Origin of the sequence: Solwaraspora sp. WMMA2101 (assembly GCF_049179175.1) — a bacterium.
Lineage (GTDB): Bacteria > Actinomycetota > Actinomycetes > Mycobacteriales > Micromonosporaceae > Micromonospora_E.
Genome location: NZ_JBMHMA010000006.1, coordinates 2,552,810 through 2,579,789 on the forward strand (window position 1 = coordinate 2,552,810; position 26,980 = coordinate 2,579,789).

23 protein-coding genes are annotated in these 26,980 nt (G+C 72.2%); 11 read left to right on the forward strand and 12 right to left on the reverse strand.

Annotated features, from left to right (window positions below; translation table 11 throughout):
* Nucleotides 1-9: 9 nt before the first annotated feature.
* The 4 genes from ACN28F_RS12405 to ACN28F_RS12420 are packed head-to-tail and all read left to right on the forward strand — an operon-like array spanning nt 10 to nt 2,604.
* Complete coding sequence (locus ACN28F_RS12405) at nt 10-750, forward strand: helix-turn-helix domain-containing protein (RefSeq protein ID WP_421357824.1); 741 nt, start codon at nt 10-12, stop codon at nt 748-750.
* Nucleotides 743-1,405, forward strand: a complete 663-nt coding sequence (locus ACN28F_RS12410; protein WP_289208126.1) for an arsenate reductase ArsC — start codon at nt 743-745, stop codon at nt 1,403-1,405. Before ACN28F_RS12405 ends, ACN28F_RS12410 begins: the two co-directional genes overlap by 8 nt.
* Nucleotides 1,402-2,154 (forward strand): aquaporin, encoded by a 753-nt coding sequence (locus tag ACN28F_RS12415; RefSeq protein ID WP_289208127.1) that lies wholly within the window; start codon nt 1,402-1,404, stop codon nt 2,152-2,154. The genes ACN28F_RS12410 and ACN28F_RS12415 overlap by 4 nt, the downstream gene beginning before the upstream one ends.
* A gap of 33 nt (nt 2,155-2,187) precedes the next feature.
* Entirely contained in the window at nt 2,188-2,604 is a 417-nt protein-coding gene (locus ACN28F_RS12420) for an arsenate reductase ArsC (protein ID WP_289208128.1), read from the forward strand.
* Between the two features lie 13 nt (nt 2,605-2,617).
* Here the strand turns inward: ACN28F_RS12420 and ACN28F_RS12425 are convergent, their stop codons facing one another.
* The 4 genes from ACN28F_RS12425 to ACN28F_RS12440 all read right to left on the reverse strand — a co-directional run bounded on the left by ACN28F_RS12425 (nt 2,618) and on the right by ACN28F_RS12440 (nt 5,941).
* Nucleotides 2,618-3,622 (reverse strand): inorganic phosphate transporter, encoded by a 1,005-nt coding sequence (locus ACN28F_RS12425; RefSeq protein WP_421357827.1) that lies wholly within the window; start codon nt 3,620-3,622, stop codon nt 2,618-2,620.
* A 5-nt stretch (nt 3,623-3,627) separates the two neighbouring features.
* Entirely contained in the window at nt 3,628-4,254 is a 627-nt protein-coding gene (locus ACN28F_RS12430) for a DUF47 domain-containing protein (protein WP_421357829.1), read from the reverse strand.
* A gap of 138 nt (nt 4,255-4,392) precedes the next feature.
* On the reverse strand, nt 4,393-5,322 hold the full coding sequence (locus ACN28F_RS12435) for a PPK2 family polyphosphate kinase (protein WP_421357831.1): 930 nt from the start codon (nt 5,320-5,322) through the stop codon (nt 4,393-4,395).
* A 112-nt stretch (nt 5,323-5,434) separates the two neighbouring features.
* Complete coding sequence (locus ACN28F_RS12440; RefSeq protein ID WP_289208132.1) at nt 5,435-5,941, reverse strand: DUF402 domain-containing protein; 507 nt, start codon at nt 5,939-5,941, stop codon at nt 5,435-5,437.
* A 285-nt stretch (nt 5,942-6,226) separates the two neighbouring features.
* Between ACN28F_RS12440 and ACN28F_RS12445 the strand changes: the two genes are divergently transcribed.
* The gene (locus tag ACN28F_RS12445) at nt 6,227-8,287 is read left to right on the forward strand and encodes an ATP-dependent DNA helicase (protein ID WP_421361379.1); all 2,061 of its coding nucleotides are present in this window, start codon (nt 6,227-6,229) and stop codon (nt 8,285-8,287) included.
* 37 nt (nt 8,288-8,324) lie between these two features.
* Here the strand turns inward: ACN28F_RS12445 and ACN28F_RS12450 are convergent, their stop codons facing one another.
* On the reverse strand, nt 8,325-9,599 hold the full coding sequence (locus ACN28F_RS12450) for an AI-2E family transporter (protein ID WP_421357834.1): 1,275 nt from the start codon (nt 9,597-9,599) through the stop codon (nt 8,325-8,327).
* 200 nt (nt 9,600-9,799) lie between these two features.
* Between ACN28F_RS12450 and ACN28F_RS12455 the strand changes: the two genes are divergently transcribed.
* A complete protein-coding gene (locus ACN28F_RS12455) occupies nt 9,800-10,138 on the forward strand; it encodes a GroES family chaperonin (protein WP_282225299.1) in 339 nt (112 codons plus the stop codon).
* 142 nt (nt 10,139-10,280) lie between these two features.
* Here ACN28F_RS12455 and ACN28F_RS12460 read toward each other — a convergent pair whose 3' ends face one another.
* Both ACN28F_RS12460 and ACN28F_RS12465 read right to left on the reverse strand, forming a co-directional pair.
* Nucleotides 10,281-10,856, reverse strand: coding sequence for an HD domain-containing protein (locus ACN28F_RS12460; RefSeq protein ID WP_289208134.1), 576 nt, complete (start codon nt 10,854-10,856; stop codon nt 10,281-10,283).
* On the reverse strand, nt 10,853-11,983 hold the full coding sequence (locus ACN28F_RS12465) for a helix-turn-helix transcriptional regulator (protein ID WP_421357836.1): 1,131 nt from the start codon (nt 11,981-11,983) through the stop codon (nt 10,853-10,855). The genes ACN28F_RS12460 and ACN28F_RS12465 overlap by 4 nt, the downstream gene beginning before the upstream one ends.
* A gap of 516 nt (nt 11,984-12,499) precedes the next feature.
* Between ACN28F_RS12465 and ACN28F_RS12470 the strand changes: the two genes are divergently transcribed.
* Both ACN28F_RS12470 and ACN28F_RS12475 read left to right on the forward strand, forming a co-directional pair.
* Nucleotides 12,500-12,661: a hypothetical protein gene (locus ACN28F_RS12470; protein ID WP_289209231.1), complete on the forward strand. Its 162-nt coding sequence runs from the start codon at nt 12,500-12,502 to the stop codon at nt 12,659-12,661.
* The gene (locus ACN28F_RS12475; RefSeq protein ID WP_421357838.1) at nt 12,658-13,851 is read left to right on the forward strand and encodes a helix-turn-helix domain-containing protein; all 1,194 of its coding nucleotides are present in this window, start codon (nt 12,658-12,660) and stop codon (nt 13,849-13,851) included. Before ACN28F_RS12470 ends, ACN28F_RS12475 begins: the two co-directional genes overlap by 4 nt.
* Nucleotides 13,852-13,860: 9 nt before the next feature.
* On the opposite strand, the gene ACN28F_RS12480 is transcribed toward ACN28F_RS12475, so the two are convergent.
* The 3 genes from ACN28F_RS12480 to ACN28F_RS12490 form a co-directional block, all read right to left on the reverse strand.
* Nucleotides 13,861-14,721, reverse strand: coding sequence for a MerR family transcriptional regulator (locus tag ACN28F_RS12480; protein WP_421357840.1), 861 nt, complete (start codon nt 14,719-14,721; stop codon nt 13,861-13,863).
* Between the two features lie 88 nt (nt 14,722-14,809).
* Nucleotides 14,810-16,663 (reverse strand): PrsW family intramembrane metalloprotease, encoded by a 1,854-nt coding sequence (locus ACN28F_RS12485; protein WP_421357842.1) that lies wholly within the window; start codon nt 16,661-16,663, stop codon nt 14,810-14,812.
* Nucleotides 16,664-16,699: 36 nt separating this feature from the next.
* The gene (locus ACN28F_RS12490; RefSeq protein ID WP_421357844.1) at nt 16,700-17,878 is read right to left on the reverse strand and encodes an FUSC family protein; all 1,179 of its coding nucleotides are present in this window, start codon (nt 17,876-17,878) and stop codon (nt 16,700-16,702) included.
* 112 nt (nt 17,879-17,990) lie between these two features.
* Here ACN28F_RS12490 and ACN28F_RS12495 point away from each other — a divergent pair, with 112 nt between their 5' ends.
* Nucleotides 17,991-19,385: an FAD-binding oxidoreductase gene (locus ACN28F_RS12495; RefSeq protein ID WP_421357846.1), complete on the forward strand. Its 1,395-nt coding sequence runs from the start codon at nt 17,991-17,993 to the stop codon at nt 19,383-19,385.
* 61 nt (nt 19,386-19,446) lie between these two features.
* Here the strand turns inward: ACN28F_RS12495 and ACN28F_RS12500 are convergent, their stop codons facing one another.
* Nucleotides 19,447-21,282 carry a glycerol-3-phosphate dehydrogenase/oxidase gene (locus ACN28F_RS12500; protein ID WP_421357848.1) on the reverse strand — a complete coding sequence of 612 codons (1,836 nt, stop codon included), beginning with the start codon at nt 21,280-21,282 and terminating at the stop codon, nt 19,447-19,449.
* A 35-nt stretch (nt 21,283-21,317) separates the two neighbouring features.
* On the opposite strand from ACN28F_RS12500, the gene ACN28F_RS12505 reads away from it, so the two are divergent.
* Both ACN28F_RS12505 and ACN28F_RS12510 read left to right on the forward strand, forming a co-directional pair.
* Entirely contained in the window at nt 21,318-23,963 is a 2,646-nt protein-coding gene (locus ACN28F_RS12505; protein ID WP_421357850.1) for a S8 family serine peptidase, read from the forward strand.
* Nucleotides 23,964-23,974: 11 nt separating this feature from the next.
* On the forward strand, nt 23,975-25,006 hold the full coding sequence (locus tag ACN28F_RS12510; protein ID WP_421357852.1) for a GNAT family N-acetyltransferase: 1,032 nt from the start codon (nt 23,975-23,977) through the stop codon (nt 25,004-25,006).
* 245 nt (nt 25,007-25,251) lie between these two features.
* On the opposite strand, the gene groL is transcribed toward ACN28F_RS12510, so the two are convergent.
* Nucleotides 25,252-26,874: a chaperonin GroEL gene (gene groL / locus ACN28F_RS12515; RefSeq protein WP_289208142.1), complete on the reverse strand. Its 1,623-nt coding sequence runs from the start codon at nt 26,872-26,874 to the stop codon at nt 25,252-25,254.
* Nucleotides 26,875-26,980 lie beyond the last annotated feature (106 nt).

Below are 26,980 nucleotides of genomic sequence, written 5' to 3' on the forward strand. Positions count from 1 at the left end.
ATTGAGTCAATGAACGCTGAGGCAGTTTCCGACGAGCCGGCACCGACCGACCGGCTGCAGCACCGGGCCCGGGTGCACGCCGCACTCGGCGACCCGGCCCGGCTGGCCATGGTCGACCTGCTGCGCCTCGGCGACGCCGCTCCCGGCGAGCTCGGCCGGCGGCTCGGCCTGGCCAGCAACCTGGTCGCCCACCACGTCAAGGTGCTGCAGGAGGTCGGCCTGCTGCGCCGGGTCCGTTCCGAGGGCGACCGCCGCCGCAGCTACCTGCAACTGGTGCCGGGTGTGCTGGACCAGCTGGCGGCGGCCCCGGTGCGCGGCGCGCAGCGGGTGGTCTTCGTCTGCACCCGCAACTCCGCCCGCTCGCAGCTGGCCGCCGCACTGTGGCACCACCGTGGCCCCACCCCGGCCGCGTCCGCCGGCACCCGGCCGGCCGGCCGCGTCCACCCCCGGGCCGTGGCGCTCGCCGCCCGGCACGGGCTCGACCTCGACCCCACCCGTACGGCGCACGTCACCGACGTCGTCGCCGCCGGCGACCTGGTCATCGCGGTCTGCGACAACGCCCACGAGGAGCTGACCGGGGCGGACGCGCCGGACCTGCACTGGTCGGTGCCGGATCCGGTCCGCGTGGACACCGACGCCGCCTTCGAGTCGGCGTACACCGATCTTGCCGGCCGGATCGACCGGCTGGCCCCCGCCATCGCCCGCACCGGGGCCGCCATTCCCGCACCACCCGGAGCCCACCATGTCTGATGTCACCGTCCCCGTCCGCCCTGACCTCTCCATCGACCAGCAGTTGGCGCTGCGGACCGCCGCCACCCGGCTGGCCCGCGAGTTCGACGGCACCTACAACAGCGAGACGATCGAGCGGTTCCTGCTGTCCAGCTACGACCAGTTCGCCACCGGCAGCACGATCCCCAACTACCTGCCGCTGCTCGCCGAACGGTTCGCCCGGCAGCGGCTGCAGGCCCTGGCCCGGGTCGAGGGGTTGCACTCCGACGGCCGGCCGGTGGTGCTCTTCCTGTGCACCCACAACGCCGGGCGCAGCCAGATGGCCCTCGGTTTCCTCACCCACCTCGCCGGCGAGACGGTGGTCGCCTGGTCCGGCGGCAGCGAGCCGGGGCACGAGGTCAACCAGGCGGCGATCGCGGCGATGGCCGAACGCGGCATCGACATCTCCGGCGAGTACCCGAAGCCGTGGACCGACGAGGTGGTCCGCGCCGCCGACGTGGTCGTCACGATGGGCTGCGGCGACGCCTGCCCGGTCTTCCCCGGCACCCGGTACGAGAACTGGGAGCTGGACGACCCGGCCGGGCGCGACGTCGACGCTGTCCGCCCGATCCGTGACGAGATCGAGCGCCGGGTCCGCCGGCTGCTGACCGAGCTGCAGAAAGTGGAGAACGCGTGAACCCGGTCGCACTCTGGCGACGGCTGCTGGCCGAGTTCGCCGGCACCGCCCTGCTGGTCACCTCGGTGGTCGGGTCGGGGGTGATGGCCCAGACCCTGTCGCCGGACGACGTCGGGCTGCAACTGCTGGAGAACTCGATCGCCACCGCGTTCGCACTGGGCGCGCTGATCCTGATCTTCGGCCCGGTCTCCGGCGGGCACTTCAACCCGGTCGTGTCGGCCGCCGACTGGTTCCTCGGCCGGCGCAGTCGCACCGGCCTGACCCTGTCGGACCTCGGCGGGTACGTCGCCGCGCAGGTCAGCGGCGGCATCGCCGGTGCGGTCCTGGCCAACCTGATGTTCGCCCTGCCGGCGGTGACCTGGTCGACGAAGGACCGGTCGGCCAGCCACCTGTGGCTCGGCGAGGTGGTCGCCACCGCCGGTCTGGTCCTGCTGGTCTTCGCATTGGCCCGCTCCGGTCGGGCCGCCGTCGCCCCGGCGGCGGTCGGTGCGTACATCGGTGCCGCCTACTGGTTCACCTCGTCGACGTCGTTCGCCAACCCGGCGGTCACCATCGGCCGGGGCTTCACCGACACCTTCGCCGGGATCGCCCCCGGCTCGATCCCGGCGTTCCTGGTCGCCCAGTGCGTCGGCCTCACCGTCGGCGCGGCGCTGCTGCTGGCGCTCTACCCCGGTGTCGGCCGCGCCGCCGACCAGGTCGTGGTCCCGGCCGGTGCCGTCGACGACGAGCTGGCCGACGCCCGACGCTGACCCCTGGCACACCCCTTCGAAGGAGACACCCCCGTGAGCAAGCCCAGCGTGCTGTTCGTCTGCGTACACAATGCCGGCCGGTCCCAGATGGCCGCCGGGTGGCTGCGTCACCTCGGCGGCGACGCGGTCGAGGTCCGCTCGGCCGGTTCGGCGCCGGCCGACACGGTCAACCCGGCGGCGGTCGAGGCGATGCGTGAGGTCGGCATCGACATCACCGACCAGACCCCGAAGAAGCTGGAATGGGAGACGGCCGAGTCCTCCGACGTCATCGTCACGATGGGCTGCGGTGACGCCTGCCCGACGTTCCCCGGCAAGCGGTACGAGGACTGGGCGCTGACCGATCCGGCCGGCAAGGGGGTCGAGGCGGTCCGCCCGATCCGCGACGAGATCCGCCGCCGGGTCGAGGCGCTGCTGGCCGACCTGGTTCCCCACGACCAGCTGACCCGCTGACCCGTCGGCGGAGTCAGCTGAACAGCGGCCGGACGGCGAAGTACATCAGCGCGCCGATAGTGCCCGCCGCCGGGAAGGTCAGGATCCAGGCGCCGACGATGTTGCCGGCGACGTTCCACCGGACGGCCGACAGCCGCTTGGTCACCCCGACGCCCATGATCGCCGAGGTGATGGTGTGCGTGGTGGAGATCGGCGCGCCGAGGACCAGGGCGTTGAAGTAGAGCACCGAGCTGGCGACGGTCTCGGCGGCGAAACCCTCCGGCGGCCGCAGGTCGATGATCTTGCGACCGAGGGTACGGATGATCCGCCAGCCACCGGCGTAGGTGCCCAGCGCCAGCACGGTCGCCGAGGTCCAGAAGACCCATTCGGGGATGGTCTCGGCGTCGGATTGGAAGCCGCCGACGAACAGCGCCAGCACCACGATGCCGATCGTCTTCGCCGCGTCCTGCATGCCGTGCCCGACGGACATCGCCGCCGCCGAGATCGACTGGGCGATCCGGAAGCCCCGGTTGAGCTTGCCCGGCTGACCGTTACGGAAGATCCACTGCACGGCGAGCATGACGAGGAACCCGAGGACGAAGCCGACCATCGGGGAGAGCACCATCGGGATCACCACGTCGCCGGCGATGCCGCTCCACAGCACCGTGCCGGAGGCGGCGATGGTGGAGCCGACCAGGCCGCCGATCAACGCGTGCGACGACGACGAGGGCAGGCCGAAGTACCAGGTGATCAGGTTCCAGGTGATCGCGCCGACCACGCCGGCGAAGACGATGCCGAGGCTGGAGACCCCGGCCGGCAGTTCGACCAGGCCGCTGCCGACGGTCTTGGCGACCTCGGCGCCGAAGTGGGCGCCGACGAAGTTGCCGACGGCGGCCATGAGCAGGGCGACCCGTGGGGTGAGCGCCCGGGTGGAGATGCTGGTGGCGATGGCGTTCGCCGCGTCGTGGAAACCGTTGGTGTAGTCGAAGACCATCGCAACGGTGATCACCGCGAGGACGGCGATGAGTTCGGGGCTCACGCGGCTCAGGACTCCTTGACCGCGATGGTCTCGACGGTGTTGGCGACGTGCTCGAAGGCGTCGCAGGCGGCCTCCAGCTCGTCGGCGACCTCCTTCATCTTCAGCACGGTCAGCGCGTCGTACTCGCCGGAGAAGAGGCGGACCAGCAGCATCCGGTACGCCCGGTCGCCCACGTTCTCCAGCCGGTTGCACTCGATCCAGTAGTCCTCGAGGTCCTTCATCGCCCGCAGCCGGGGCATCCCCTCGGCGGTGACCCGGGCCTGCTGGTCGAGGACGGCGATCAGCTCGTGCATCTCGCGGGGCAGCGACGGCAGCTGGGTCAGCCCGTACAGGTAGAGCAGGCTGCCGACCGCTTCCAGGTGGTCCATCACGTCGTCGAGCTGGCTGCCCAGCCGGTAGATGTCCTCCCGGTCGAAGGGCGTGATGAACGCGGAGTTGATCTTCTTGTAGAGGTCGTGGGTGATCTGGTCGCTGTCGTGCTCGACCTCGGTCAGCCGCTCGCTGACCGACTGCACGTCGACCCCGGGCAGCGCCAGTTCGTTGAGCAGCTCGGTGCCCCGCACGAGGTTCTGCGCGGCTTTGGTGAAGAGTTCGTAGAAGGCACCCTCAATGGGGCGGAAGGAGAACCTCACGGCAGCAGACCTCGTCACGGATGGCGGAAACAGGGGCTGGCCACGGCGAACGATCCGCCGGCGCTGAGGGAATGCTAGGGAACCGTGAATCCCGTCTGCTAGCGGCCCACCCCTGGTCACCGTATGGTCAGCTGTCGTTCATCTGTTGTTCACCTCATCTAAATCACCGGACAGCGCAGCATCACCGGCGAGCAGCCGGGCCTGTTCCTGCCGCAGGTCGACGGCGGCCGGCGGGTAGCTCAGCCCCAGCCCGGCGAAGTGCTCCCGGACCAGGTGGGTCAGCGCCCAGTCCCGGTACCACTTGCGGTCGGCGGGCACCACGTACCAGGGCGCGGCGTCGGTGGCGCAGCGACGCATCGCCTCGGTGTACGCGGCCTGGTACTCGGGCCACTTCGCGCGGGCCGCCACGTCACCGGGGTGGTACTTCCAGTGCTTGGTCGGATCGGTCAGCCGCGACATCAGCCGGGTCCGCTGCTCGTCGAAGGAGATGTGCAGAAACACCTTGATCAAGGTGTAGCCCTCATCGACCAGCTCGGCCTCGAAGGCGTTGATCTCGTCGTACCGGGGTCGCCAGACCTCCTCCGGGACCAGCTCGTCGACCCGGACCACCAGCACGTCCTCGTAGTGTGACCGATCGAACATTCCGACGTAGCCGGCGGCCGGCAGGGCCCGACGCACCCGCCACAGGAAGTGGTGGTCGAGCTCCTCCGGCGTCGGCGGCCCGAACGCCCGGATGTGCAGGCCGAGCGGGTTCATCGCGCCGGCCACCCGCTTGACCGCGCCGCCCTTGCCGCCGCAGTCCATGGCCTGCAGCACCAGCAGCACCCGCCGGTCGCCGAGGCCTGCCACCGCCTGGGCGTACAGCATCTCCTGCTGGCGGGCCAGGTCGTCGCCGAGCCGGCGGACCTCGTCGCGGGCCCACGCCTTGCGGTCCGGGCCGGTCACCGGCAACGGCGGCAGACCCGGCGTCGACCTCGGGTCGATCGCGGCCAGGTCGACCGGGCGGCCGGCACCGACCCGCAGCAGGTCCCGGATCGGTACGTCAGGATGCTCCTCAGCAGCAGTCATCCGACGATGATCGCGCAGTCACCGCCCGGTCGCCCACCTCCGAGTGGACCGGTGCGTCGCCGGCCGGGTCAGCAGACCAGCGCGGGCGGGTCAGGAGACCAGCGCGGGCGGGTCAGGAGACCAGCGCCAGCCACTTGCGGTAGGTCGAGGCGAACGGCTCCGTACCGTCGTCGAGCGCGTCGAGCAGCCACCGGGTGGCGGCCCAGGCCGACTCGACCACGTCGTCCGGGTAGCCGTACCGGACCCGGTGCTCGGCGAACTCGTCCTCGTCGCGCAGCTCCACCAGGCCGGTCGCCCGGCGGCGCACCACATCAAGATCAAGATCAATCAGATGTACGGTGTCGGAGTCCTCCCACCGCGCCGGGCTCGCGATGTCGCAGTAGACCTCACTGGTGCGCGGCGGCGGGTTGAACATGCAGGTCCACCACTGCTGATGCGGCACCAGCAGCACGAACGGGATCTGCTCCACCGAGGGCCGACCATGGTAGATCGACCGGGTGCCCCGGTCCACACCCAGCCAGACGCCGAGATCGTCCTCGGCCAACCGGCGCGCCGGGTAGTCGCGGTGCGCCGAGCCGTCGTACTTGCGATAGACCACCCGCACGACATCGCTCGACATGTGACGCACCTTAACCGATGGGATCACGCCGGCAGGCAACGTGCAGGTGACACCCGAGTACACCGTGTGCCACGTTCCGCGTACCGTCGGCGACCCGCTGTGGACAACCCGCCGCACGTCGGCGGCGGTCGGTACTGTCACCCGGTGACTCCCGCTCTGCCCACCACCGCCACGCCCGGACAGTCGACGCCGTCCCGCCCCGCCGGCCAGAGTCAGGGCCGGGTCGGCGGCCAGAGCAGCGGCAGTGCCAGCGGCCGGGGCAGCGGCCGGCCGAGCGCCGACGAGCTGCTCGCCGCCGCCGTCGGCGCGGTCCCCGGCGGCGCGGCCCGGCCCGGCCAGCAGGAGATGACCGCGGCGATCGCCGACGCGGTCCGCAGCCGTACGCACCTGCTGGTCCAGGCCGGCACCGGCACCGGCAAGTCGCTGGCCTACCTGGCACCGGCGTTGACCGTCGACGGCCCGGTGGTGGTCTCCACCGCCACCCTGGCGCTGCAGTCCCAACTGGTCGAACACGACCTGCCCCGGATCGCCGACGCCGCCGAGCCGATCCTGCGCCGCCGACCGACGTTCGCCGTGCTCAAGGGGCGGCACCACTACCTGTGCCTGGCCCGGCTGGAGGCCTCCGACGAGGAGGAGCCGGCCGACCTGTTCGACACCTCCGGCGGCGGCGGCAACGGTGGCGGAGGTGGCGGCATCCAGTGGCTCGGGGCCGCCGGCCGGCTCGGCAAACAGGTCCAGCGGCTGCGCGACTGGGCGATGGAGACCGAGACCGGCGACCGCGACGAGCTCGACCCCGGCGTCGACGACACCGTGTGGCGGCAGGTGTCGATGCCGGCCCGCGAATGCGTCGGCGCCAGCCGCTGCCCGTACGGCGACGAATGCTTCGCCGAGGCGTCCCGGGCGCGGGCCCGGGAGGCCGACGTGGTCGTCACCAACCACAGCCTGCTCGCCGTCGACATGCTCGCCGGCCGGCAGATCGTGCCGCCGCACAAGCTGCTGATCGTCGACGAGGCCCACGAGCTGGTCGACCGGGTGTCGTCGGCCGCCCAGGCGGAGCTGACCCCGGACGCCGTGGACCGGGCCGCCCGTCGGGCCCGGCCGCTGCTGCCGCCGGATACCGCCGAGGCGTTGACCGAGGCCGGCGACGCCCTCGCCGTCGGCCTCGCCGAAACCCCCGCCGGGCGGTTGACCACCGGGCTGCCGCAGCCGCTGCAGGAGGCGTGCACCCTGCTGGAGGCGGCCACCCGGGCAGCGCTGGACAAGATCGGCGACGTCAAGGCCGACGACCCGGACCCGGTGCGCAAGCAGCAGTCCAAGGCGGTGCTGGACGAGTTGTCGACGACCGCGCAACGGCTGCTCGACGAGGCCGAGCACGACGTGGCCTGGGTGGAGAAACCCGAAGGCCCGGCCGCCGGCCGCCGGGCCCTGGTGGTCGCGCCGCTGTCCGTCGCCGGCACCCTGGCCACCCATCTGTACGCGGAGCGGACCGTCGTCGCCACCTCGGCGACGCTGACCCTCGGCGGCCGGTTCGACACCGTCGCCCGGTCGCTGGGTCTGGAGACCGTCGGCCCGGCACCGGCCGCCGACCCCGCCCGGCCCGGCATCCCGGGGCGCGCCGGGGCGGCGGCGTCCGAGGCCAAGGCCACGCTGCCCGTGCAGGTCACCGCCGAGGACCTGTCCTGGCGGTCGCTCGATGTCGGTTCCCCGTTCGACTACCCCAAGCAGGGCATCCTGTACGTCGCCGCGCACCTGCCCCGGCCGACGGTCTCCGGGTTGCCGGCTCAGGCCGGGGAGGAGCTGCTGTCGCTGATCGGCACCCTTGGTGGCCGTACCCTCGGGTTGTTCTCGTCGCGACGGGCCGCGCAGCAGGCCGCGGAGCTGGTCCGGGCGCGGACCGGGCTGACCGTGCTGGTGCAGGGCGAGCAGGCGCTGCCGCTGCTGGTCCGCCAGTTCCGGCAGGACCGGGCCAGCTGCCTGTTCGGGGTGATGTCGCTGTGGCAGGGCGTCGACGTGCCGGGTGACGCCTGCCAGCTGGTGGTGATCGACCGGCTGCCGTTCCCCCGGCCCGACGAGCCGTTGGCTGCCGCCCGCGCCGCCGCCGTCGACGCCACCGGCGGCTCCGGCTTCGCCGCCGTCAGTGTGCCGATCGCCGCCGTCCGCCTCGCCCAGGGCGCCGGCCGGCTGATCCGCGCGAACGGCGACCGTGGCGTGGTCGCGGTGCTGGACTCCCGGTTGGAGACCGCCCGAGGCTACGGCGCGTTCCTGCGCCGGTCGCTGCCACCGTTCTGGTACACCACCCGCCCGGAGGTCGTCCAGGGCGCGCTGCGTCGGCTGGCCGCCAGCTGACCGGTGCCGCGTAGGGCGGTCTACCCGGTTGGCACCGTCACGGCGGGGTCGAGCGGACCACCACCGCTTCCGGCACCGGGGGCGGCACCTTGACGTGCCGCCGCCGGGCCAGCCGGCGGACAGCCGTGTTGAGCACCGCGATCAGCGGTACGGCGACCAGCGCGCCGACGATGCCGGCCAGCACCATGCCGGCGGTCACCGCCAGCACCACCGCCAACGGATGGATCGCCACCGCCCGGCCCATGATCAGCGGCTGCAGGACGTTGCCCTCCAGCTGCTGCACCCCGATGACCACCCCGAGGATGATCAGCGCGGTGACCCAGCCGCTGTCGACGAGCGCCACCAGGATCGCCACCGCGCCGGACAGGGTCGCCCCGACGATCGGGATGAACGCGCCGAGGAACACCAGCGCGGCCAGCGCGAACGCGAACGGGATGTCGAACAGCACCAGGAAGATGCCGATGCCGACGGCGTCGATGAACGCCACCAGCACCGTCGCCCGGACGTAGGCGACCAGGGTCAACCAGGAGGCCCGGCCGGCGTCGTCGACCCGCCACCGGGCACCGGTCGGGAACAGCCCCACCATGAACCGCCAGATCTTCTGGCCGTCGCGCAGGAAGAAGAAGGTCGCGAAGAGCACCAGCAGGGCACCGGTGAACAGCTCCACGACGGTGCCGGCGGTGGAGACCGCGCCGCTGGTCAACGTCTGGGTGTTCTCGTTGATCCAGTTCTGGCCGGCCTCGATGTACTGGTCGAGCTGCCCGTCGGACATGTTCAGCGGGCCGGTCCGCATCCAGTCCTGGATCTGGCTGATCCCGGCGGATGCCTTCACGCTCAGGTCCGGCAGGCCGGTGATGAACTCGTTGACCACCATCGTCAAGGTGCCGACGACACCGGCCAGCCCGGCGATCAGCACCACGGCGGTGGCCAGGGTGCGCGGCACCCGGGCCCGCAGCAGCCAGCCGACCGCCGGGGCGAGCAGCGCGGCGAGCAGCAACGCCACCAGCAGCGGAATGACGACGATCCGGACCCTGCCGATGACCGCCAGCAGCGCCCAGCCGACGATGCCGATGACGATCAGTCGCCACGACCAGGCGGCGGCGAGCCGCAGCGCGTGCGGCACGTCCGCGTCGTCGCGGCTGCTGGTCGACAGGTGACCGTCACCCGGCGGGGGGACCTCGGCCACCTCGTCGGCGACCGGATCGAGCCCGTCGACGTCGCTCGTGCTGCCCCGCCGCGACCGCTCCCGCTCCCGCGCCGTGCGCACCGACTGACGTCCGGCCTCGTACGCCTGGCGCAGCCGCCGTCTCATCTGCTGAAGCCGGCTCAAGCGCACCCCCTCTGATCTGTCCCAGCCTGGTACACGGTAGTCCTCAGCAGCCACGAATCGGCCCCGGCGCAGCCCTGATTCCTCCCGGATGTGCCCGGGAACATGTCCGGCTCAAACCCTGAGACCGACTACCGCAACCACCCGGGGCCGACCGACGATGGCCACGCGGTACGGTTCGGAACGTGACCGCCGACCCGCCGCACGACAACGGCCTGCCGATCCGCCTGCTGCACGACCGGGTGCTGGTCAAACTCGAAGGCGCCGAGGGCGAACGCCGCTCCACCGCCGGCATCGTCATCCCGGCGACCGCCTCGATGGGTCGCCGACTGTCCTGGGCGACCGCCGTCGGCGTCGGCCCCAACGTACGGTCGATCGTCAACGGCGACCGGGTGCTGTTCGACCCGGAGGACCGTTCCGAGGTCGAGTTGCAGGGCCGCGACTACGTCCTGCTGCGCGAACGCGACGTGCACGCCGTCGCCGCCCGCCGCGTCGAACCCGACTCCACCGGCCTCTACCTCTGACTCTGCGCTGACTCCTCGGCCCTGCCGCTCACCGGGGCCGCTTGCGTTTGGCGTCGCCTTGATCCACTGCGCCCCATCGACTCGACACGCCGACGCCACGTCAGATCACCCGCATCCGATGCCGCGCCAAAGGGTGCCGACCCTATTTCGGTGGTTCGAGCCAGGCGAGTGGTTGTCCGGCCAGGGCGGCGTCCGCGAGGCGGTGGGCCGAGGCGGTCTTGAGGGCGGCGCGGGAACTGTCGATCCAGCGTTGGACGTTGTCGATGCCCTGGTGGCGGTACTCGACGGCTTGGACGAGCAGTTCGAGTTTGTCGGCGTCACGGGCGACGACCGCTTCGAGGGTTTCGCCGGCTTCGTACTCGGCGACGGCGGCGGTGATGACCTCGGCGACGTCCGGTGGGCAGTCGGCGACCTGGTCGGCGGTGACGGCAGTGCTGGGTGCTGCTGTGAGGTACCGCTTCGCGATGTGCGGCAGGTCGGTGGTGCGGGTCTCCTGGGTGTCGTGCAGGACGCAGAGCATGGTGACCTTGGCCGGGTCGGCGCCTTCCATCGCGGCGAGCATCATGCCGACGATCGCCGTACGAAACGAGTGGTCGGCGATGGACTCGGGCTGGGCGACGCCAGCGAACCACCAGCCGGTGCGGGCGGCGCGTTTGAGTACGCCGGTCTCGAAGATGAACTTCATCGCGCCGGCGGTGTCGTCGTGGTTGTCGCTCATCTGCTCGTTCCTGTGCCGGGAAACCCGTTGGTACGCAGGCTGTAAAGCACTGAGGTTAGCTCCTGCCGGGACTGGCCGGAGATCGTGTCGCTGTCCAGGAGTGCGGGGCTGCGGTCGACGAGGGTGCGGGCGCTGTCGGGGTCAGCGTGGATGAGTGTGCGCCGGGCAGTGAGCAGAGACCAGAGGTTGTGGATGTTGAGGTCGATGAACGGGTGACCGGGTTCCAGGCGGTGTACCAGGTGTCGTAGAAGTCGGGACCCGTACCAACTGGAGGTGGAAGCGGGCATGAAGGCGTCGTCACGCTGGCGGTAGGGGATCTCGCCGACCCAGTAGGCGGAGTAGTTGATGGCTGCGCGTTCGCATGCGTCGTCCGGGTGGGCTCTGGCGATGAAGTCCCGGAGCGGTTCAGGGTTGCCCTGCTTCGCTAGCGAGGTGGCTACAGACCTGGCGTCGGGCCATTTCGGCGACCACGTATGAAAGGTAAGCCTACGGCGGGCGTTGGTGGCGGTGTCCTGGGCGAGCCAGGCTTCGGAGGTGCCGCTGGGGTCCATGCCGGCTAGGAAGCATGCTTGCCGGTGCAGGAGCAGATGCGGTTGACGTTGACCTGCGGCACGCTCGGCGAGTACCTGCAGGTGAGTGAAAAATGCTCGGCGTTCGTCGGCGGACAGCAGCGGGCTGGCAGCCACCGGTCCACGACGGCGCTGCGGAGCCTGGCGGCTCTGGATGAAAGCGGGTGTCTGACCGATCACCGTCCAGAGTAGTAGATCGGTGAGGCGGTGGGTAAGGACTGACCAGCCGAGCGGTTGCTCGGCGATGTCGGTGCGTTCGATCCTGTCGTTCAGCACTGACGTGAGGATGAAGTCAGCCTCGACGGCGTCCTCGATCGCGGAGAGCAGGGTGGGGTCTGCACCGAGCCTGCCGAGTCGCTGCCGTGTTGCTACTGCCTGCCCTAACGGCACGGCCGCGAACGGTCGACGTCCAGATTCCCAGCTCTGCACGGTCGTGCGCTCAACGGAGAGTTCTGTAGCGAGCTGTTCCTGAGTCAACGGGACGGATTCCCGGATGAGCTTCAACAGGTATCCGGTTGTGTCACCGCGCTGGCGGCTTGATCGTGCGAGATCTGCCATGCATATCCCTACGTCGACCGGCGGTTTACGTTTGTACCGGGGAGGGCTCTGAAGCGGTTCTGGCCGCCTACCTACTCGTACTGCCGGTGAGTCCTACGAACCTCGCCCCGATCGTAGCGTTGTGGCTACCGAACGTGCCAAGTGTGGACACGTACCGGTTAGCCGGCGGCGGCCTCGGGGTTGTCGTGGAGAGCCACCTCGGGGTCGCCGCCCTTCCAACTCGCTTCGAGGGGGCATCGTGTTCGGGAAGTGGTTTCAGCGTGCGGACGTACCGGTGGATGTGGTGTATCCGGTGCCGGGCCGCCGCCGGTTCGCCGAGGTGAGCGCGTCGCCGCCGGATCGGCGGCCGGCGACCCGTACTGATCGGGCGTCGCGGCGGGGTGGTAACGCCGGCCGGCACTTCCTGCCGTGAGGACACCCGCAGCCGGTAGGGGGCCGGTGCATGAGCCGGTGCGGCCGTCGTGGTGGTGTGCGGTGTGTCCGGACGGTACGCCGTGGCCGTGTCCGCCGGGTCGGGTGCAGTTGGCGCAGGCCTACGTGGGTGAGCCGGTCGCGTTGTCGGTGGACGTCGGCGAACTGTTGCCGGTGGCGGCGCGGGAGGCCGGCATCACCGATGTGGTCGAGTTGTATGAACGGTTCGTGGCGTGGACGTGGATCGACGCGGGAGGCCGCCGGTGACCGTGACCGTGGGTGTGGGTCGTCGGGTCGCGCTGTGGCGGGTACGGCGTCAGATGACGCAGCAGGTGTTCGCCGATCGGATCGGCCGGTCGAAGAGCTGGGTCGACAAGGTCGAACGCGGCGTCCGGTCGTTGGACAGGTTTTCGGTGATCCGGCAGGTCGCCGAGGTGCTGCGGGTCGACCCGGCGGAGTTGCTCGACGGCGGCGAGGGTCGGCCGCAGACCGGTGAGGCGACGGCCGGTGTCGACGCGGTCCGGGCAGCACTGGCCAGCTACGACGTATTCGGCACCGCCGGCAACGTGCCGCCGCAGCTGTCGGGGGAGACGGTGCGGCGGGTGGAGCACGGGTGGGCGACGTACCGGCACGGCGACTATCCCCGACTGCTGCGGGCGGCACCCGAGTTGCTGGACACCGCCCGCCGGTTGCGTTCCGCCCGGCCGGAGCAGGGGGCGGACCTGTTGGCGTCGGCGTACCGGGTCACCGCGCTGGTGCTGGTCAAAGTCGGCGAGCCGGACCTGGCCTGGCTGGCCGCCGACCGGGCGCTCGCCGCAGCCGACGGCGACGTGGTGTCGGCCGGGTCGGCGGTGGTGCCACTCGCCCAGGCCCTACGGGCCCTCGACCAGCCCCGACTCGCGATGGCGGCGACGATCACCGCCGCCGACCGGGTAGCCGCGTCAACCGGAGGAGCCGCGTCGACAGAACGGCAGTCGGTGTACGGGACGCTGCTGCTGCAGGCGGCCCTTGCCGCCGCCGGGAGCGGCGACACCCACAGCGCCAGCGAACTCCTCACCCAGGCCGCCACCGTCGCCGGGCAGGTCGGTGACGGGCAGGACTACCGCACCTCCACGTTCGGCCCAGCCGCCGTCGAACTCGCACACGTCGTGGCAGCCGTCGAGTCAGGCGACGCCCACCAGGCCGTACGCCGCCACGACACCGCCACCAGCCGACAACCCTGGCAGGGACTACCCGCCGAACACCGGGCCGCGTACCTGCTCGACGCCGCCCGCGCCCACCTCGACACCGGCGACACCGCCGGAGCGGGACGGTGGCTCGTCGACGCCGACCGCGTCGCACCGGCTGAAATCCGCGCCCGACCCTCCGCCCGTACCCTCGTCGCTGAGATCGCCCGCACCGGACCGCAAGCGGCCGGCGTCGCCCGACTGGCCACGGCCCTCGGGCTCACCCGTTAGGGCATCCGGTCAGGAACCCGGGTGTTCAGTCGGCTGCCAGTGGGTCTCGGCGAGGAGTTGTGTCATGCGTTCCACGCAGCGTTTCCGGGCAGGTGACCAGTCGTAGGGCATCTTCGTGACTGCTTCGAAGGCGCTCATCCGAGGGCCCTTCTCCTCCGTCAGGTCGGCGTCGTCGATCTCGAAGAGCTGCTCCTCAGCCGCGCCCAACCCGGCTGCCTCCACTGCCCGATCCAGGGCTATCTGGTGGGCGCATCGCTGCACGGCGAGTTCCTCCACCCGGGGGTCCTCGGGGTCCACACTGTCGTCCAGAGCCGCCTCGGCCGCGTCCAGACGCTCCTGCTCCGCCCGCAGATCAGGGTCGGTGGCGAGCACGATGAACACGCTGGCCTGGATGGCGGCGCCCAGCGGGCCGAAGATGCGTTCCGTGACCAGCAGCGCGTCCAGATCGGCGGGGCGCAGTGCACCCGGCGGCAGGTGGGCGAGCCGGTCCGTGACCATTTCGGAGAGCAGCCCCAGCGGGCTGCCCACGGCGTGGAGACGCTGGATGGCCGCGCGTTGGCGTCTGATGTCGGCTTCCTTGGCGGCCAGGGTCTCCGCCAGTCGGCCCAGCATCTCCTCGACGTCCCGGGTCTCCTCGAAGGCGGCCCGCATGTCGTCGAGGCTGATGCCGGCCTCCGCCATCTTGCGGATCCACAGCAGGCGGATCATGTCCTCGTAGCCGTAGCGGCGACGACCGTCCGCGCCCCGCTCGGGCTCCGGCAGCAGGCCGATCTGGTGGTAGTGGCGGATGGCGCGCGGCGTGGTCCCAGCGAAGACGGCCGCATCACCGATCTTGACCTGCCGGGGAGGCATGACGGAGGAGTACGTCACAGGCTGAGCCTTTCGTGCTGAGGTGTCTCGAGGAGACCACATGCCACTACGGCATGTGCAACAGCAGCAGTTGGGCGAGCCGACGCCGTCAGTTGGTCGGCGGGTCGTAGTGGCCGGGCCGGACCTGGTAGTCCGACGGCGGACGGTACTCCGGCGGCGGAGGGCTGTTGCCGGGCGGCGTGCCATAACCCGGCGGCGTGCCGTAGCCAGGGGGCGGACCGTAGCCGGGCGGGGGGCCGTAGCCAGTGGGTGGGCCGTAGCCGGGCGGGGAGCCGTATCCGGTGGAAGGGCCGTAGCCGGGCGGCGGTGCGCCGTAGTAGCCAGGAGGCGGTGGGCCGTAGCCGGTCGGCGGGCCGTAACCGGGCGGCGGCGGGGGCGGCGGGGATCCGCCGTACGGCCAGCCCGGCTGACCGCCGTAGGCGTACACCGGCGGGGGCGGCGGCGGGGGCGCGGTCAGCACCACCGGGATCGGCACCACCGGCTCGTCCGGGGCGTCCACCGGCCGCGTCACGCCGTCCGGGAAGGCCATCTGGTAGCGCTCGCCGTCCCAGGTCGCCGCCGGGGCCTGCGGATCGCGGCCGACGAACACCTGCCGGTAGCCGGCCAACGCGGTCAGCAGCCGGTGCTCCTCCTTGGCGTGCCGGGCCAGCTGCTTCGGGGTGGACTCCAGACCACGGATCAGCGAGTCCCGCTGCAGCGCGAGCTTCGTCGCGACGGCCTGGAAGTCCCGCATCGCCCGCAGGCCGGGGTCACCGGCGACCCGTCGGGCCCACCGCCGCGCGGAGTGCCGCCGGCCGAGGCTGCCCAGCGCGGCCACCTCCGGCGGGGTGAACCAGCCAGCGCGGACGTAGTCGGGCAACACCCGTTCGGTGAGCCGGCCTTCCCAGCTGCGCAGCCACACCGCCAGGCCGACCATGCCGAAGAAGATCGGCACCATCAGCCCGATGTAGCCGTACAGCAGGATGAGGGTCTGCCCGGTCGCCTCGACCAGGGTCGGGATCAGGTTCCAGGCACCGTGCAGCATCATCGCCAGCAGCAGGCCGGCGGTCGGGGCGAGGACCCGGATGCGGCGGTCGGCGGTACGGGCGGCGATGCCCAGCCCCACGCCGGCCATCGAGGTGAACAGTGGGTGGGCGAACCCGGTGAACAGGATCCGCACGATGAAGATGGCGAAGACGTTCTGCGCGCCGGTCGCCGGGCCGTACTGTTCGGCGCCGGCGGCGTAGCCGTACCCGCCGAGGTAGAGGATGTTCTCCACCATCGCGAAGCCGATCGCCGACATGCCACAGTAGACGAGTCCGTCGGTGATGCCGGACCACTCCCGGCGGCGGGTCAGCAGCAGCAGGATCGGGCCGAGGGTCTTCGTCAGCTCCTCGATGAACGGGGCGACCAGCACCGCCACCAGCGCTTCCGAGTAGCCCAGGTTGTAGAGCAGATCCGCCGAGAAGTTGTTCACGTTCAGCGAGGCGTACGTGGAGACGAACGCGCCCCAGGCGAAGCAGAAGGCCAGGTAGCGCACCGGCTCCGGTTCGTACCGGTCCAGCCACAGGAAACAGGCGACCAGCACCGGTACGGGCAGCACCGCCGCGATGACGCCGACGGTCAACGCGACCGGGCCGATCGCCGTACCCAGGTAGACCAGGATGGCGACGCCGCAACCGGCGATCAGCACGACGATGCCGGCCAACGCCAGCCAGCGCAGCCAGACGCTGCGCCGCAGCCGACCGGCCGGCACGGCCTCGTCGGCCGGCGGGGCCGGCTCGACCTCGACCGACGCCGCAGCCGGGGCCGGCGGGGCCGGCTCGACCGCCGTGACCGGCTCGACTTCAGCCGAGGCGGGCGGGGCCGGCTCGACCGCCTCCGTCGGCCCGGTCGCCTCGGTCTCGGTCGGGTCCGTGCGGGGACGCTCCGGCGCGGAACCGCCGGACTGAGAGTCGACCATTGTGTCAGCCTAACCAGCCCGGTCCCACCGCGTGGATCACGTCTGCTCGTTGGCCGTCACGTCGCGGCCGAACGCCTCGCCGACCAGCCGTTCGACCTCGTCCGGCGGGGTGCCGCTGGCCCGGACCAGATCGCTCGCGGTGGCCCGGATCTGGGCGATCACGACGCTGCCGTTGAAGCCGACCCCCGACTCGTACGCCTCGGCGGCGCAGCGGGCCGCGTCCAGGGCCCGCCGCCGGGTCCGGGCCGGGTCGGCGCCGGCGTCGAGTTCGTACCGCAGGGTGCGGACCGCCTCGCCGAGGTGGCAGATCGCCGGCGGCAGACTCGGCGGCACCGGTTCCTGGTCGGTCAGGATCGACACCACCCGTCGGGCCAGCACCCGGGAGTTGCGCAACCCACGGGTCAGGTACTCGGCACTCTCGGCGTACTGGGCCAGTGGGGCGCGGGCCCGCCAGCGGGCCGGTGCCAGCACCGCGGTCTCGTGCCCGGCGTGGACGGCGTCGCGGAACGCGGACAACTCCTTCTCGGCGTCGTGCAGCCGTTGGGAGGCGGCCTGGGCGCGGCGGCGGTCCCCGGCGGCCAGCGCGTCGCCGGAGCGGATCAGCATGTCGCCGAGGATGTCGAGCGCCGGGTCGGCGGCGCGGCGCACGATGGTCAGTGGGTTCAGCGGCAGCAGCAGGATCAGCACCACCAGGCCGACCAGACCGCCGACCAGGGCGTCGATGAACCGGTCCGGATAGAAGCTCTGGGTCGTCGGCAGCAGGGTGGCGACCAGGACCCCGGAGGACGCCGACTGGGTGACCAGGGCCGATCCGCCGCCGAGGAAGACGGCGGCGATCACCGCGAGCGGCACGATCAACGCCAGCTGCCAGGTGCCGGTGCCGATGGAGAGGATGATGGCGTCGCCGACCGCGATCCCGATCGCGACGCCGACGACCAGTTCGGCGGTACGTTTCAGCCGCTGGCCGATGGACGCGCTGAGGATGACGACCGCCGAGATCGGGGCGAAGATCGGCAGTTCGTGGCCGATCACCCGGTGGGAGATGAACCAGGCGATGGCGGCTGCCAGACCGGCCTGCAGGGCGAGGACGATGTTGGCGCGGACCCGTTCCGAGCGTTCCCGGAACTCCATCGACGCCCGGCTGCGGGTGACGGTCAGGATCGCGGCGAGGCGCGGGCCCGCCGCCGGGCGGGACGACTTTCCGGCGACGGCCATGCGCGCAGCGTACCGAGCGGAATTGCACCAAACCGGCGCATGCCTACATATCCCCCAGCCTGGTGGTGTCCCGCGCTGGTCGAGGCACCGCCCGGCTGGCTAGCCTGCGACCATGTCCGACCTCATCGACGCCCTCCGCGCGGTGCTGCCCGACGGTGCGGTGCTCACCGACCCCGACCTGCTGCGCGGCCACCAACGCGACGAGGCGGACCTCTGCGCCGCCGGCACCCCCGCCGTCGTGGTCCGGCCCCGCACGACCGCCGAGGTGGTCGCCACCGTCGGCGTCGCCGCCCGGTACGGCGTACCGGTGGTGCCGCAGGGGGCGCGGACCGGGCTGGCCGGCGCGGCGAACGCCGTCGACGGCGCGGTGGTCGTCTCCACCGTCGCGATGGACACGATCGTCGACGTCGACCCGGTCAACCGCACCGCCGTCGTCCAGCCCGGCGTGGTCAACGCCACACTCGCCGCCGAGGTCGGTCGGCACGGGCTGCGCTACCCGCCGGACCCCGGCTCCTGGGAGTCGTCGACCATCGGCGGCAACGTCGCCACCAACGCCGGCGGCATGTGCTGCGTCAAGTACGGCGTGACCAGCGAGTACGTCATCGGCCTCGAAGTGGTCCTGGCCAGCGGCGAGGTGCTGCGGACCGGCCGACGCACCGCCAAGGGGGTCGCCGGCTACGACCTGACCCGGCTGTTCGTCGGCTCCGAAGGCACCCTCGGGGTGATCACCGAGGTGACCGTCGCGCTGCGGCCCGCCGCCGACACCGCCCTCACCCTGGTCGCCGTCTTCGACTCCACCGCCGCCGCCGGGGCCGCCGTCGCCGACATCGCCGCCGGTGGGCTCAGCCCCAGCCTGCTGGAACTGCTGGACCGCACCCACCTGCAGGCGATCGAGGCGTACCGGCCGATGGGGCTGCGCACGGACGCCGCCGCGCTGCTGCTCGCCTCGGTCGACACCGGCACCGCCGCCAGCGCCGACCTGGACCGGATCGCCCAGGTCTGCACCACGGCCGGCGCCACCGAGGTGTACGCCGCCAGCGACGCGGTCGAGGCCGCTGCCCTGCTGCAGGCCCGCCGGCTGGCCCACCCGGCGATGGAGCACTTCGCCGCCCGTACCTTCCCCGACGGCAGCGGCGGGCTGATCATCGACGACGTGGCGGTGCCCCGCTCGGCGCTGGCCCGGATGCTCGACGGGGTCGCCGCGATCGCCACCGCGCACGAGGTGCCGATCGGGGTGGTCGGGCACGCCGGCGACGGCAACCTGCACCCCAACATCGTGGTCGACCGCGCCGACCCGCAGAGCCTGGCCCGGGGCCGGGCCGCGTTCGACGTGATCATGCGGCTCGGCCTGGACCTCGGTGGCACCTGCACCGGCGAACACGGCGTCGGGCTGCTCAAACGGGACTGGCTGGCCGAAGAGATCGGCCCGGTCGGGATGCGGGTGCACCGGGCGATCAAGCAGGCGCTCGACCCGACCGGCCTGCTCAACCCCGGCAAGCTGCTCTGACCCGGCCCAGCGCAGACGCCGGCTGTGAGCTCCTGAGCCGGCCCAGCTCTGGTGCCGGCCGTCAGCCGGTGGCGATGCCGGTGTCCGTCGGCCAGTCCACGCCCCGGTCGGCGGCGAAGCCCCGCACGTCGGCGGCACCGAGCCGGGCCGCGTCCGCCGTCGCGTCGTCCGGCATCCGCTGCGACTGCAACTCTGCCGCCACCCGCGCCTGGTAGTGCTCCACCTCCCGGGCCCGGACCGCGTCGTCCCAGCCGAGCGCCCGGCCCATCACCTCGGCGGTGTGCTCGGCCGAGTCGTTGCCCCGGTGCGGCGTCTCGATCGAGATCCGGGTCCGCCGGGTCAGCACGTCGTCCAGGTGCAGCGCGCCTTCGGCGCGGGCGGCGTACGCGATCTCGGCGGCCAGATACTCGGGGGCCCCGGAGACCGGGCTGGCCAGCAGCGGATCGTCCCGGATCAGCGCCAGCAGCTCCACCGCGAGGGTGCCGTACCGCTCCAGCAGGTGCTCCAGCACGCCGACCGGTACGCCGTTGCGGCGGGCCACGTCCGCCCGGTCCCGCCACATCGCGGTGTAGCCGTCCGCGCCGAGCAGCGGCAGCTGCGCGGTCCGCGACGGCCGGGTCACCCCGAGCCGGGCCGCCGCCCGGTCCACCACGTCGGCGGCCATCACCCGGTACGTCGTGTACTTGCCGCCGGCCACCAGCAGCAACCCGAGCATCGGCTCGACCACCGCGTGCTCCCGGGACAGCCGCGACGTGGAGTCCGCCTCACCGGCCAGCAGCGGCCGCAGCCCGGCGTACACGCCCTCGATGTCGCGCGGCGTCAACGGCCGGTCCAGCACCGTGTTGACCTGGTCCAGCAGGTAGCCGATGTCCCGGTCCGAGGCCGCCGGGTGGGAACGGTCGAGCCGCCAGTCGGTGTCCGTGGTGCCGATGATCCAGTGCCCGCCCCAGGGGAGCACGAACAGCACCGACGTGGCGGTACGCAGGATCAGCCCCGCCTCACCGGTGATCGCCGACCGGGGCACCACCAGGTGCACGCCCTTCGACGCCCGTACCCGCAGACCGGGCCGGACCCCGACGTCGCCGAGCATCCGCGACACGTCGTCGCTCCACACCCCGGTGGCCGCGATCACGGTGCGGGCCCGTACCTCGAACTCGGCGTCCGGGTCCCCGGGCCGGGCCTCCATGTCCCGCACCCGGACCCCCGTCACCTCGCGGGCCTGCCGCAGCAGGCCGACGACGCGGGCGCTGGTCACCGTGGCCGCGCCCAGACTCGCGGCGGTCCGGGCCAGCGTCACGACCAGCCGGGCGTCGTCGACCTGGCCGTCGTAGTAGCGGATCGCGCCGGCCACCACGTCCGGCCGCAGGCTCGGGAACACCCGCCGGGCGCCTTCGCGGGACAGGTGCTGGTGCAGCGGCATGCCCCGGCCGCCGCCGAAGACACCGGCGAACACGTCGTACGCGGCGACACCGGCCCCGTAGTAGGCCCGTCGCCAGGCCCGGCCCGGCAGCGCCCGCACCCCGGGGGCGTCGCCGTGCGGCAACGGCACCAGGATCGGCACCGGCCGGACCAGATGCGGCGCGATCCGGGTGGCCAGCAGGCCACGCTCAGTGAGCGCCTCGTGGACCAGGCCCAGCTCCAACTGTTCCAGGTAGCGCAGGCCGCCGTGGATCAGTTTGCTGGACCGGCTGGACGTGCCGGCGGCGTAGTCGCGCGCCTCGATCAGCGCGACCTTCAGGCCACGGGAGGCGGCGTCGAGGGCGGCACCGGCGCCGGTCACGCCACCGCCGATCACCAGGACGTCGAACCGCTCGCTGCGCAGCCGACGCAGGTCGGCGGCACGACGGGTCACGGACAGCTGGCCGGCGGCATACCGGGAAACGGCTGGGTCACGCACCCGTCCACCGTAACCGCCCGCCTATCGTGGCGGACATGTCGCAGGTCCCCGGATTTCCCGGACACCCCTTACCCGGTCATCCCTACCCCGTCGCGCCCTACCCGGCACCGGCCCCCGCCCCGAGCCCGTGGCCGGTGATCGCTGCCGTCGCCGTCGGGCTCTGGTCACTGGGCGTCACCGTGCTGGCGCAGGCCGGTGGCTGGCTCACCGACCAGGTCCTGCTCGCCAGCGGCCTGCCCCGGCCGGCGGTGGTGTGGCCGCTGATCGGACTCGGCAACGCGCTGCTGGTCGGGGTGCCGGCGATGCTGCTGGCCCTGGTCCCCCGGTCGACCGCGGTCCGGGCCACCGGCCGCGCCTGGCTGGTCGGCGCGTTCGCGCTCGCCGGGTTCGGGCTGATCCGGGCGCTTCCCGGCGCGCAGCACGAGCTGTACCTGCTGCTGCTCGCCGCGCTGGCCGCCGGTGGCGCACTGCTGCTGCGGACGCTACGCCGCCGCACCGCCACCCCCACCGCTGAAGCCGCCCCCGCCGCTGAAGCCGCCCCCGCCGCTGAAGCCGCCCCCGCCGCTGAAGCGGCCCCCGCCGCTGATGCCACCGCCGAAGCGGCCACCGCCGAAGCCGCGCCGGAACCGGCGGCCGGGCGGGACCGGCTGACGCCGACGCTGATCGCCGTCGCGGCCGGGCTGGTCATGCTGGTGCCATGGCTCTGGCTCGGTGCCCTCGGCGGGGTCGCGGAGACCCTGCTGGCGCTCGTCGCGGCCGCCGCCGTCGGCTCGTACGCCGTCGAGCTGCTGCCGCCCGGCTACTGGTCGGCGATCGGCGACACCGCGCGCGGCCCGTCGGCGGTGCGGACCGTGCTGGCCGGCGGCACGGTCGCCGGGGTCGGCCTGGCGCTGCTCGCCGCCGGGGTCGGCCAGCCCGGGGTGCAACTGGTCGCCCTGCTGGCGGTGCCGCCGATCGGCTACGCCGCCGCCGCGATCGTCTGGGCCACCCGCCGGACCGGCAGCGCCCCGGCAGGCGGCGCCGCAGCAGGCACCGATCGGGCCGGCACCTCTCGGGCCGGGCGCGGTATGGCCGGCAGCGCCCCGGTCGGCGTACTGGTCGGGTCGACCGTCGTCGGACCGCTCGCCTTCCTCGACGGCGAGGAGATCTCGCTGCTGCTGATCGGCCGGGACCTGCCCTTCTGGGCGGCGGTCGGAGCCGGCGTGGCGTGGGCGCTCGGCGTCGTACTCAGTGTGATCCTCGGCGTCGGACTCGGCCGGGCCGGTGCCGGCCGGCTCGGCACCGCGCCGGCCGGTAGCGTGCGGCCGCGCCGGATCGTCGCGGCCGTCGTGGTCGCGGTCCTCGCGGCGACCGGTACGGCGGTGTACCTCACCGCCGGGCAACCCGGCCTGTACGGCGAACGCCTCTTCGTGGTGCTGCGCGAACAGGCCGACCTGTCCGACGTCACCCGGGCCACCGGGCCGGCCGGCCGCGACGCCCGGATCGGCGAGGTCTACCGCCGGCTGGTCGACACCGCCGAGTCCAGCCAGGCCGGCCTACGGGCCGACCTCGACCGCTGGGGCCTGTCGTACACCCCGTACTACCTGGTCAACGCGATCGAGGTGGACGGCGGCGCGGCGGTACGGGCGTGGCTGTCGCGCCGCGCCGACGTCGACCGGGTGCTGCTCAGCCCGCAGCTGCGGCCGCTGCCCGCCCCGGTCACCGGCGACGGCGGCGACGAGCCGGCCCCGTCCTCACCACAGTGGAACATCACGATGCTCGGTGCCAACGAAGTCTGGTCCGAGCTCGACGTCGACGGGTCCGGGATCGTCGTCGGCTCCTCCGACTCCGGAGTGGACGGTAGGCATCCGGCGCTGGCCGAAGGGTTCCGGGGCGGCGACGACTCCTGGTACGACCCGTGGAACGACACCCGTACGCCGACCGACAACAACGGACACGGCACCCACACACTCGGCTCGGCGGTCGGTGACACCTCCATCGGGGTCGCCCCCGGCGCCTCCTGGGTGGGCTGCGTCAACCTCGACCGCAACCTCGGCAACCCGGCCCGCTACCTGGACTGCCTGCAGTTCATGCTGGCACCGTTCCCGGCCGGCGGCGATCCGCTGCGCGACGGGCGACCGGAGCGGGCACCGCACGTGCTGACGAACTCGTGGGGCTGCCCGGAGCTGGAAGGCTGCGATCTCGACTCGCTGGCGCCGGCGACGCAGGCGCTCGCCGCCGCCGGGCTGATGATGGTGGCCGCCGCCGGCAACACCGGCCCGTTCTGCGGCTCGGTCGACGACCCGCCGGCCCCGTACGCCGACGTGCTGACCGTCGGCGCGGTCGACAGCGACCGTACGGTGACCGATTTTTCCAGCCGGGGTCCGGCGCCGCAGGGCGACGTCAAGCCGGACCTGGTCGCCCCCGGCGCGGCGGTGCTGTCGGCGATGCCCGGCGGCGGGTACGCGGCCCTCGACGGCACATCGATGGCGGCACCGCACGTCGCCGGCGTGGTGGCGCTGATGTGGTCGGCCAACCCCGCACTGATCGGCGACCTGGAACGCACCGACGAGATCCTGCGGCAGACCGCCGGCGACGCGTCGACCGGGTTCGCCGACCCCTGCGGCGACCGGGCGAACCTGACCGGAGCCGGCCTGGTCGACGCGTACGCCGCGGTCGAGGCCGCGCAGGCAGCCGGTTAAGGTCGACGGTCGTGGAACGCGACGCATCCTCAGGTCAGGACGCCCCGGCAGCCGGGTTCACCATCGAGGAACTGACCGACCGGCACCGGTCGGCGGTCGTCGAGCTGTGCCGCGACGCCCTCGACCTGCCCGCCGACGCCGCCGAGGCCGCGCAGATCATCGACCGGCTGCACCCGGCACCGCCCGTGCTGGCGGCCGATGACGCCGCCGGGCTCAGCCGCCGCCGGACCGTCGCCCTGGTCGCCCTGGTCGACCAGACGGTACGGGGCGTGGTGCTGGGTTCGCTGGCACACCGGGACCCGGCGGTGGGGCACGTCGACCTGATCGCCGTACATCCGGATTTTCGCCGCCACGGCCTGGGTCGGACGCTGCTGGGCCGGGCGGAGAGCGCGTTGGCCGTGCGGGGTGCCGCTGAGGTGCTGCTCGCCGGCAACCCGCCGTACTACGCCTGGCCGGGGGTGGACGTGCGGTACACCCCAGCGGTCTGCCTGGCGATGGCGTGCGGCTACCAGCAGGACCGGACCGCCTGGAACATGACGGCCGACCTGTCCGCCACGGACTCCCCGGCGCTGCGGGACACCGCCCCGGCGCAGCAGCGGCTGGCAGCTGCCGGCATCACGGTACGTCGGGCCACCGCCGCCGACGTACCGGCGTTGGTGGCGTTCACCCGGACCACGTTCGGCGACGCGTGGGCCGCCGAGGTCGCCCAGTCGGTGGGGCGGGCCGGGGCCGGCTGCCACCTGGCGGTACGTGAGCCCGCCGCCACCGCTTCTGGTGCCGCTTCCGCCGACGGCCCGGTCGAGGTGCTCGGCTTCGCCGCGTACGGCTCCTCACGGCCCAGCTGGTTCGGCCCGATGGGGACGGCACCGACGGCGCAGGGCCTCGGCATCGGCGCGTTGCTGCTGCGGCGGTGTCTGCAGGAGCAGCGGGCAGCGGGGCACCACCAGGTCGAGATCGGCTGGGTGGGCCCGGTGCCGTTCTACGCCTCAGCCGCCGGCGCCCGCATCCAACGGGTCTTCTTCCTGTACCGCAAACAGCTCTGACCCGACTCCGACCCCCGCCCCCACCCCCGCCCCACTCTCCCGACCACCCACCCTCCCACCCATGATCGCGACGATCTTGCGCTTATCGTGGAACAAAGTGGACATTTCTTCGCGATAACTGCAAGATCGCGGCGATCATCGGGGGGCAGGCAGGCGGACAGGCCGCAGGGGCGGTCACCGGTGGAGGGTTGTGCACCTCTGCCGGTGACCGCCCCTGCGGTCGATGTCGAGCTGTCGAGCTGGACTCAGAAGTCCATCTCGCCGCCGCCCGGCGCACCCGCCGGGGCCGGGTTCTTCTCCGGCTTGTCCGCCACCACAGCCTCGGTGGTGAGGAACAGCGCGGCGATCGACGAGGCGTTCTGCAGCGCCGACCGGGTCACCTTGGCCGGGTCGATGATGCCGGCCTTGAGCAGGTCCACGTACTCGCCGTTGGCGGCGTTGAGGCCGTGGCCCGGCTCCAGGTTGCGGACCTTCTCCACCACGACGCCGCCCTCGAGGCCGGCGTTGACGGCGATCTGCCGCAGCGGGGCGTCCAGCGCGATCTTGACGATCTGCGCGCCGGTCGCCTCGTCGCCGACCAGGTCGAGCTTGTCGAACGCGGTCTTGCCGGCCTGCACCAGGGCGACACCACCACCGGGGACGATGCCCTCCTCGACGGCGGCCTTGGCGTTGCGCACCGCGTCCTCGATGCGGTGCTTGCGCTCCTTGAGCTCCACCTCGGTGGCGGCGCCGACCTTGATCACCGCAACGCCACCGGCCAGCTTGGCCAGCCGCTCCTGCAGCTTCTCGCGGTCGTAGTCGGAGTCGCTCTTCTCGATCTCGGCCCGGATCTGGTTCACCCGGCCCTGAATCTGCTCGGCGTCACCGGCACCGTCGACGACCGTGGTCTCGTCCTTGGTGACCTGGACCTTGCGGGCCCGGCCCAGCATGTCGATGGTCACCGCGTCGAGCTTGAGGCCCAGTTCCTCGCTGACGACCTGGCCGCCGGTGAGGATCGAGATGTCGGTCAGCATCGCCTTGCGGCGGTCGCCGAAGCCGGGGGCCTTGACGGCAACCGACTTGAAGGTGCCGCGCACCTTGTTGACGATCAGGGTGGCCAGGGCCTCACCCTCGACGTCCTCGGCGATGATCAGCAGCGGCTTGCCCGACTGCATGATCTTCTCCAGGATCGGGAGCAGGTCCTTGACCGAGGAGATCTTGCTGTTGACGATCAGGATGTAGGGGTCGTCGAGGACGGCCTCCATCCGCTCCGGGTCGGTCCAGAAGTAGGGCGAGATGTAGCCCTTGTCGAAGCGCATACCCTCGGTGAGCTCCAGCTCCAGGCCGAAGGTGTTGCTCTCCTCGACGGTGATGACACCTTCCTTGCCGACCTTGTCCATCGCCTCGGCGATGATCTCGCCGACGCTGGAGTCCCCGGCCGAGATCGACGCGGTGGAGGCGATCTGCTCCTTGGTCTCCACGTCCTTGGCGAGCTTGCTCAGCTCCTCCGAGACGTTGGCCACGGCAGCCTCGATGCCCCGCTTCAGGGCCATCGGGTTCGCGCCGGCCGCGACGTTGCGCAGGCCTTCGCGGACCAGCGCCTGGGCCAGGACGGTCGCCGTCGTCGTGCCGTCACCGGCCACGTCGTCGGTCTTCTTGGCGACCTCCTTGACCAGCTCAGCGCCGATCTTCTCGTACGGGTCCTCGAGCTCGATCTCCTTGGCGATGCTCACACCATCGTTGGTGATGGTGGGGGCTCCCCACTTCTTTTCGAGCACGACGTTGCGGCCCTTGGGGCCGAGCGTCACCTTGACGGCGTCGGCGAGGGTGTTCATGCCCCGCTCGAGGCCGCGGCGCGCCTCTTCGTCGAACGCGATCATCTTGGCCATACGGCGTTGTCCTCCTGGACGCTCGCGGCATCGGAGCCGGTCGGCTCCGGTATGCCGCCTGCTTTACGCACCTTCGGACGTCACTACCTGGCGACAGTGACGTCCG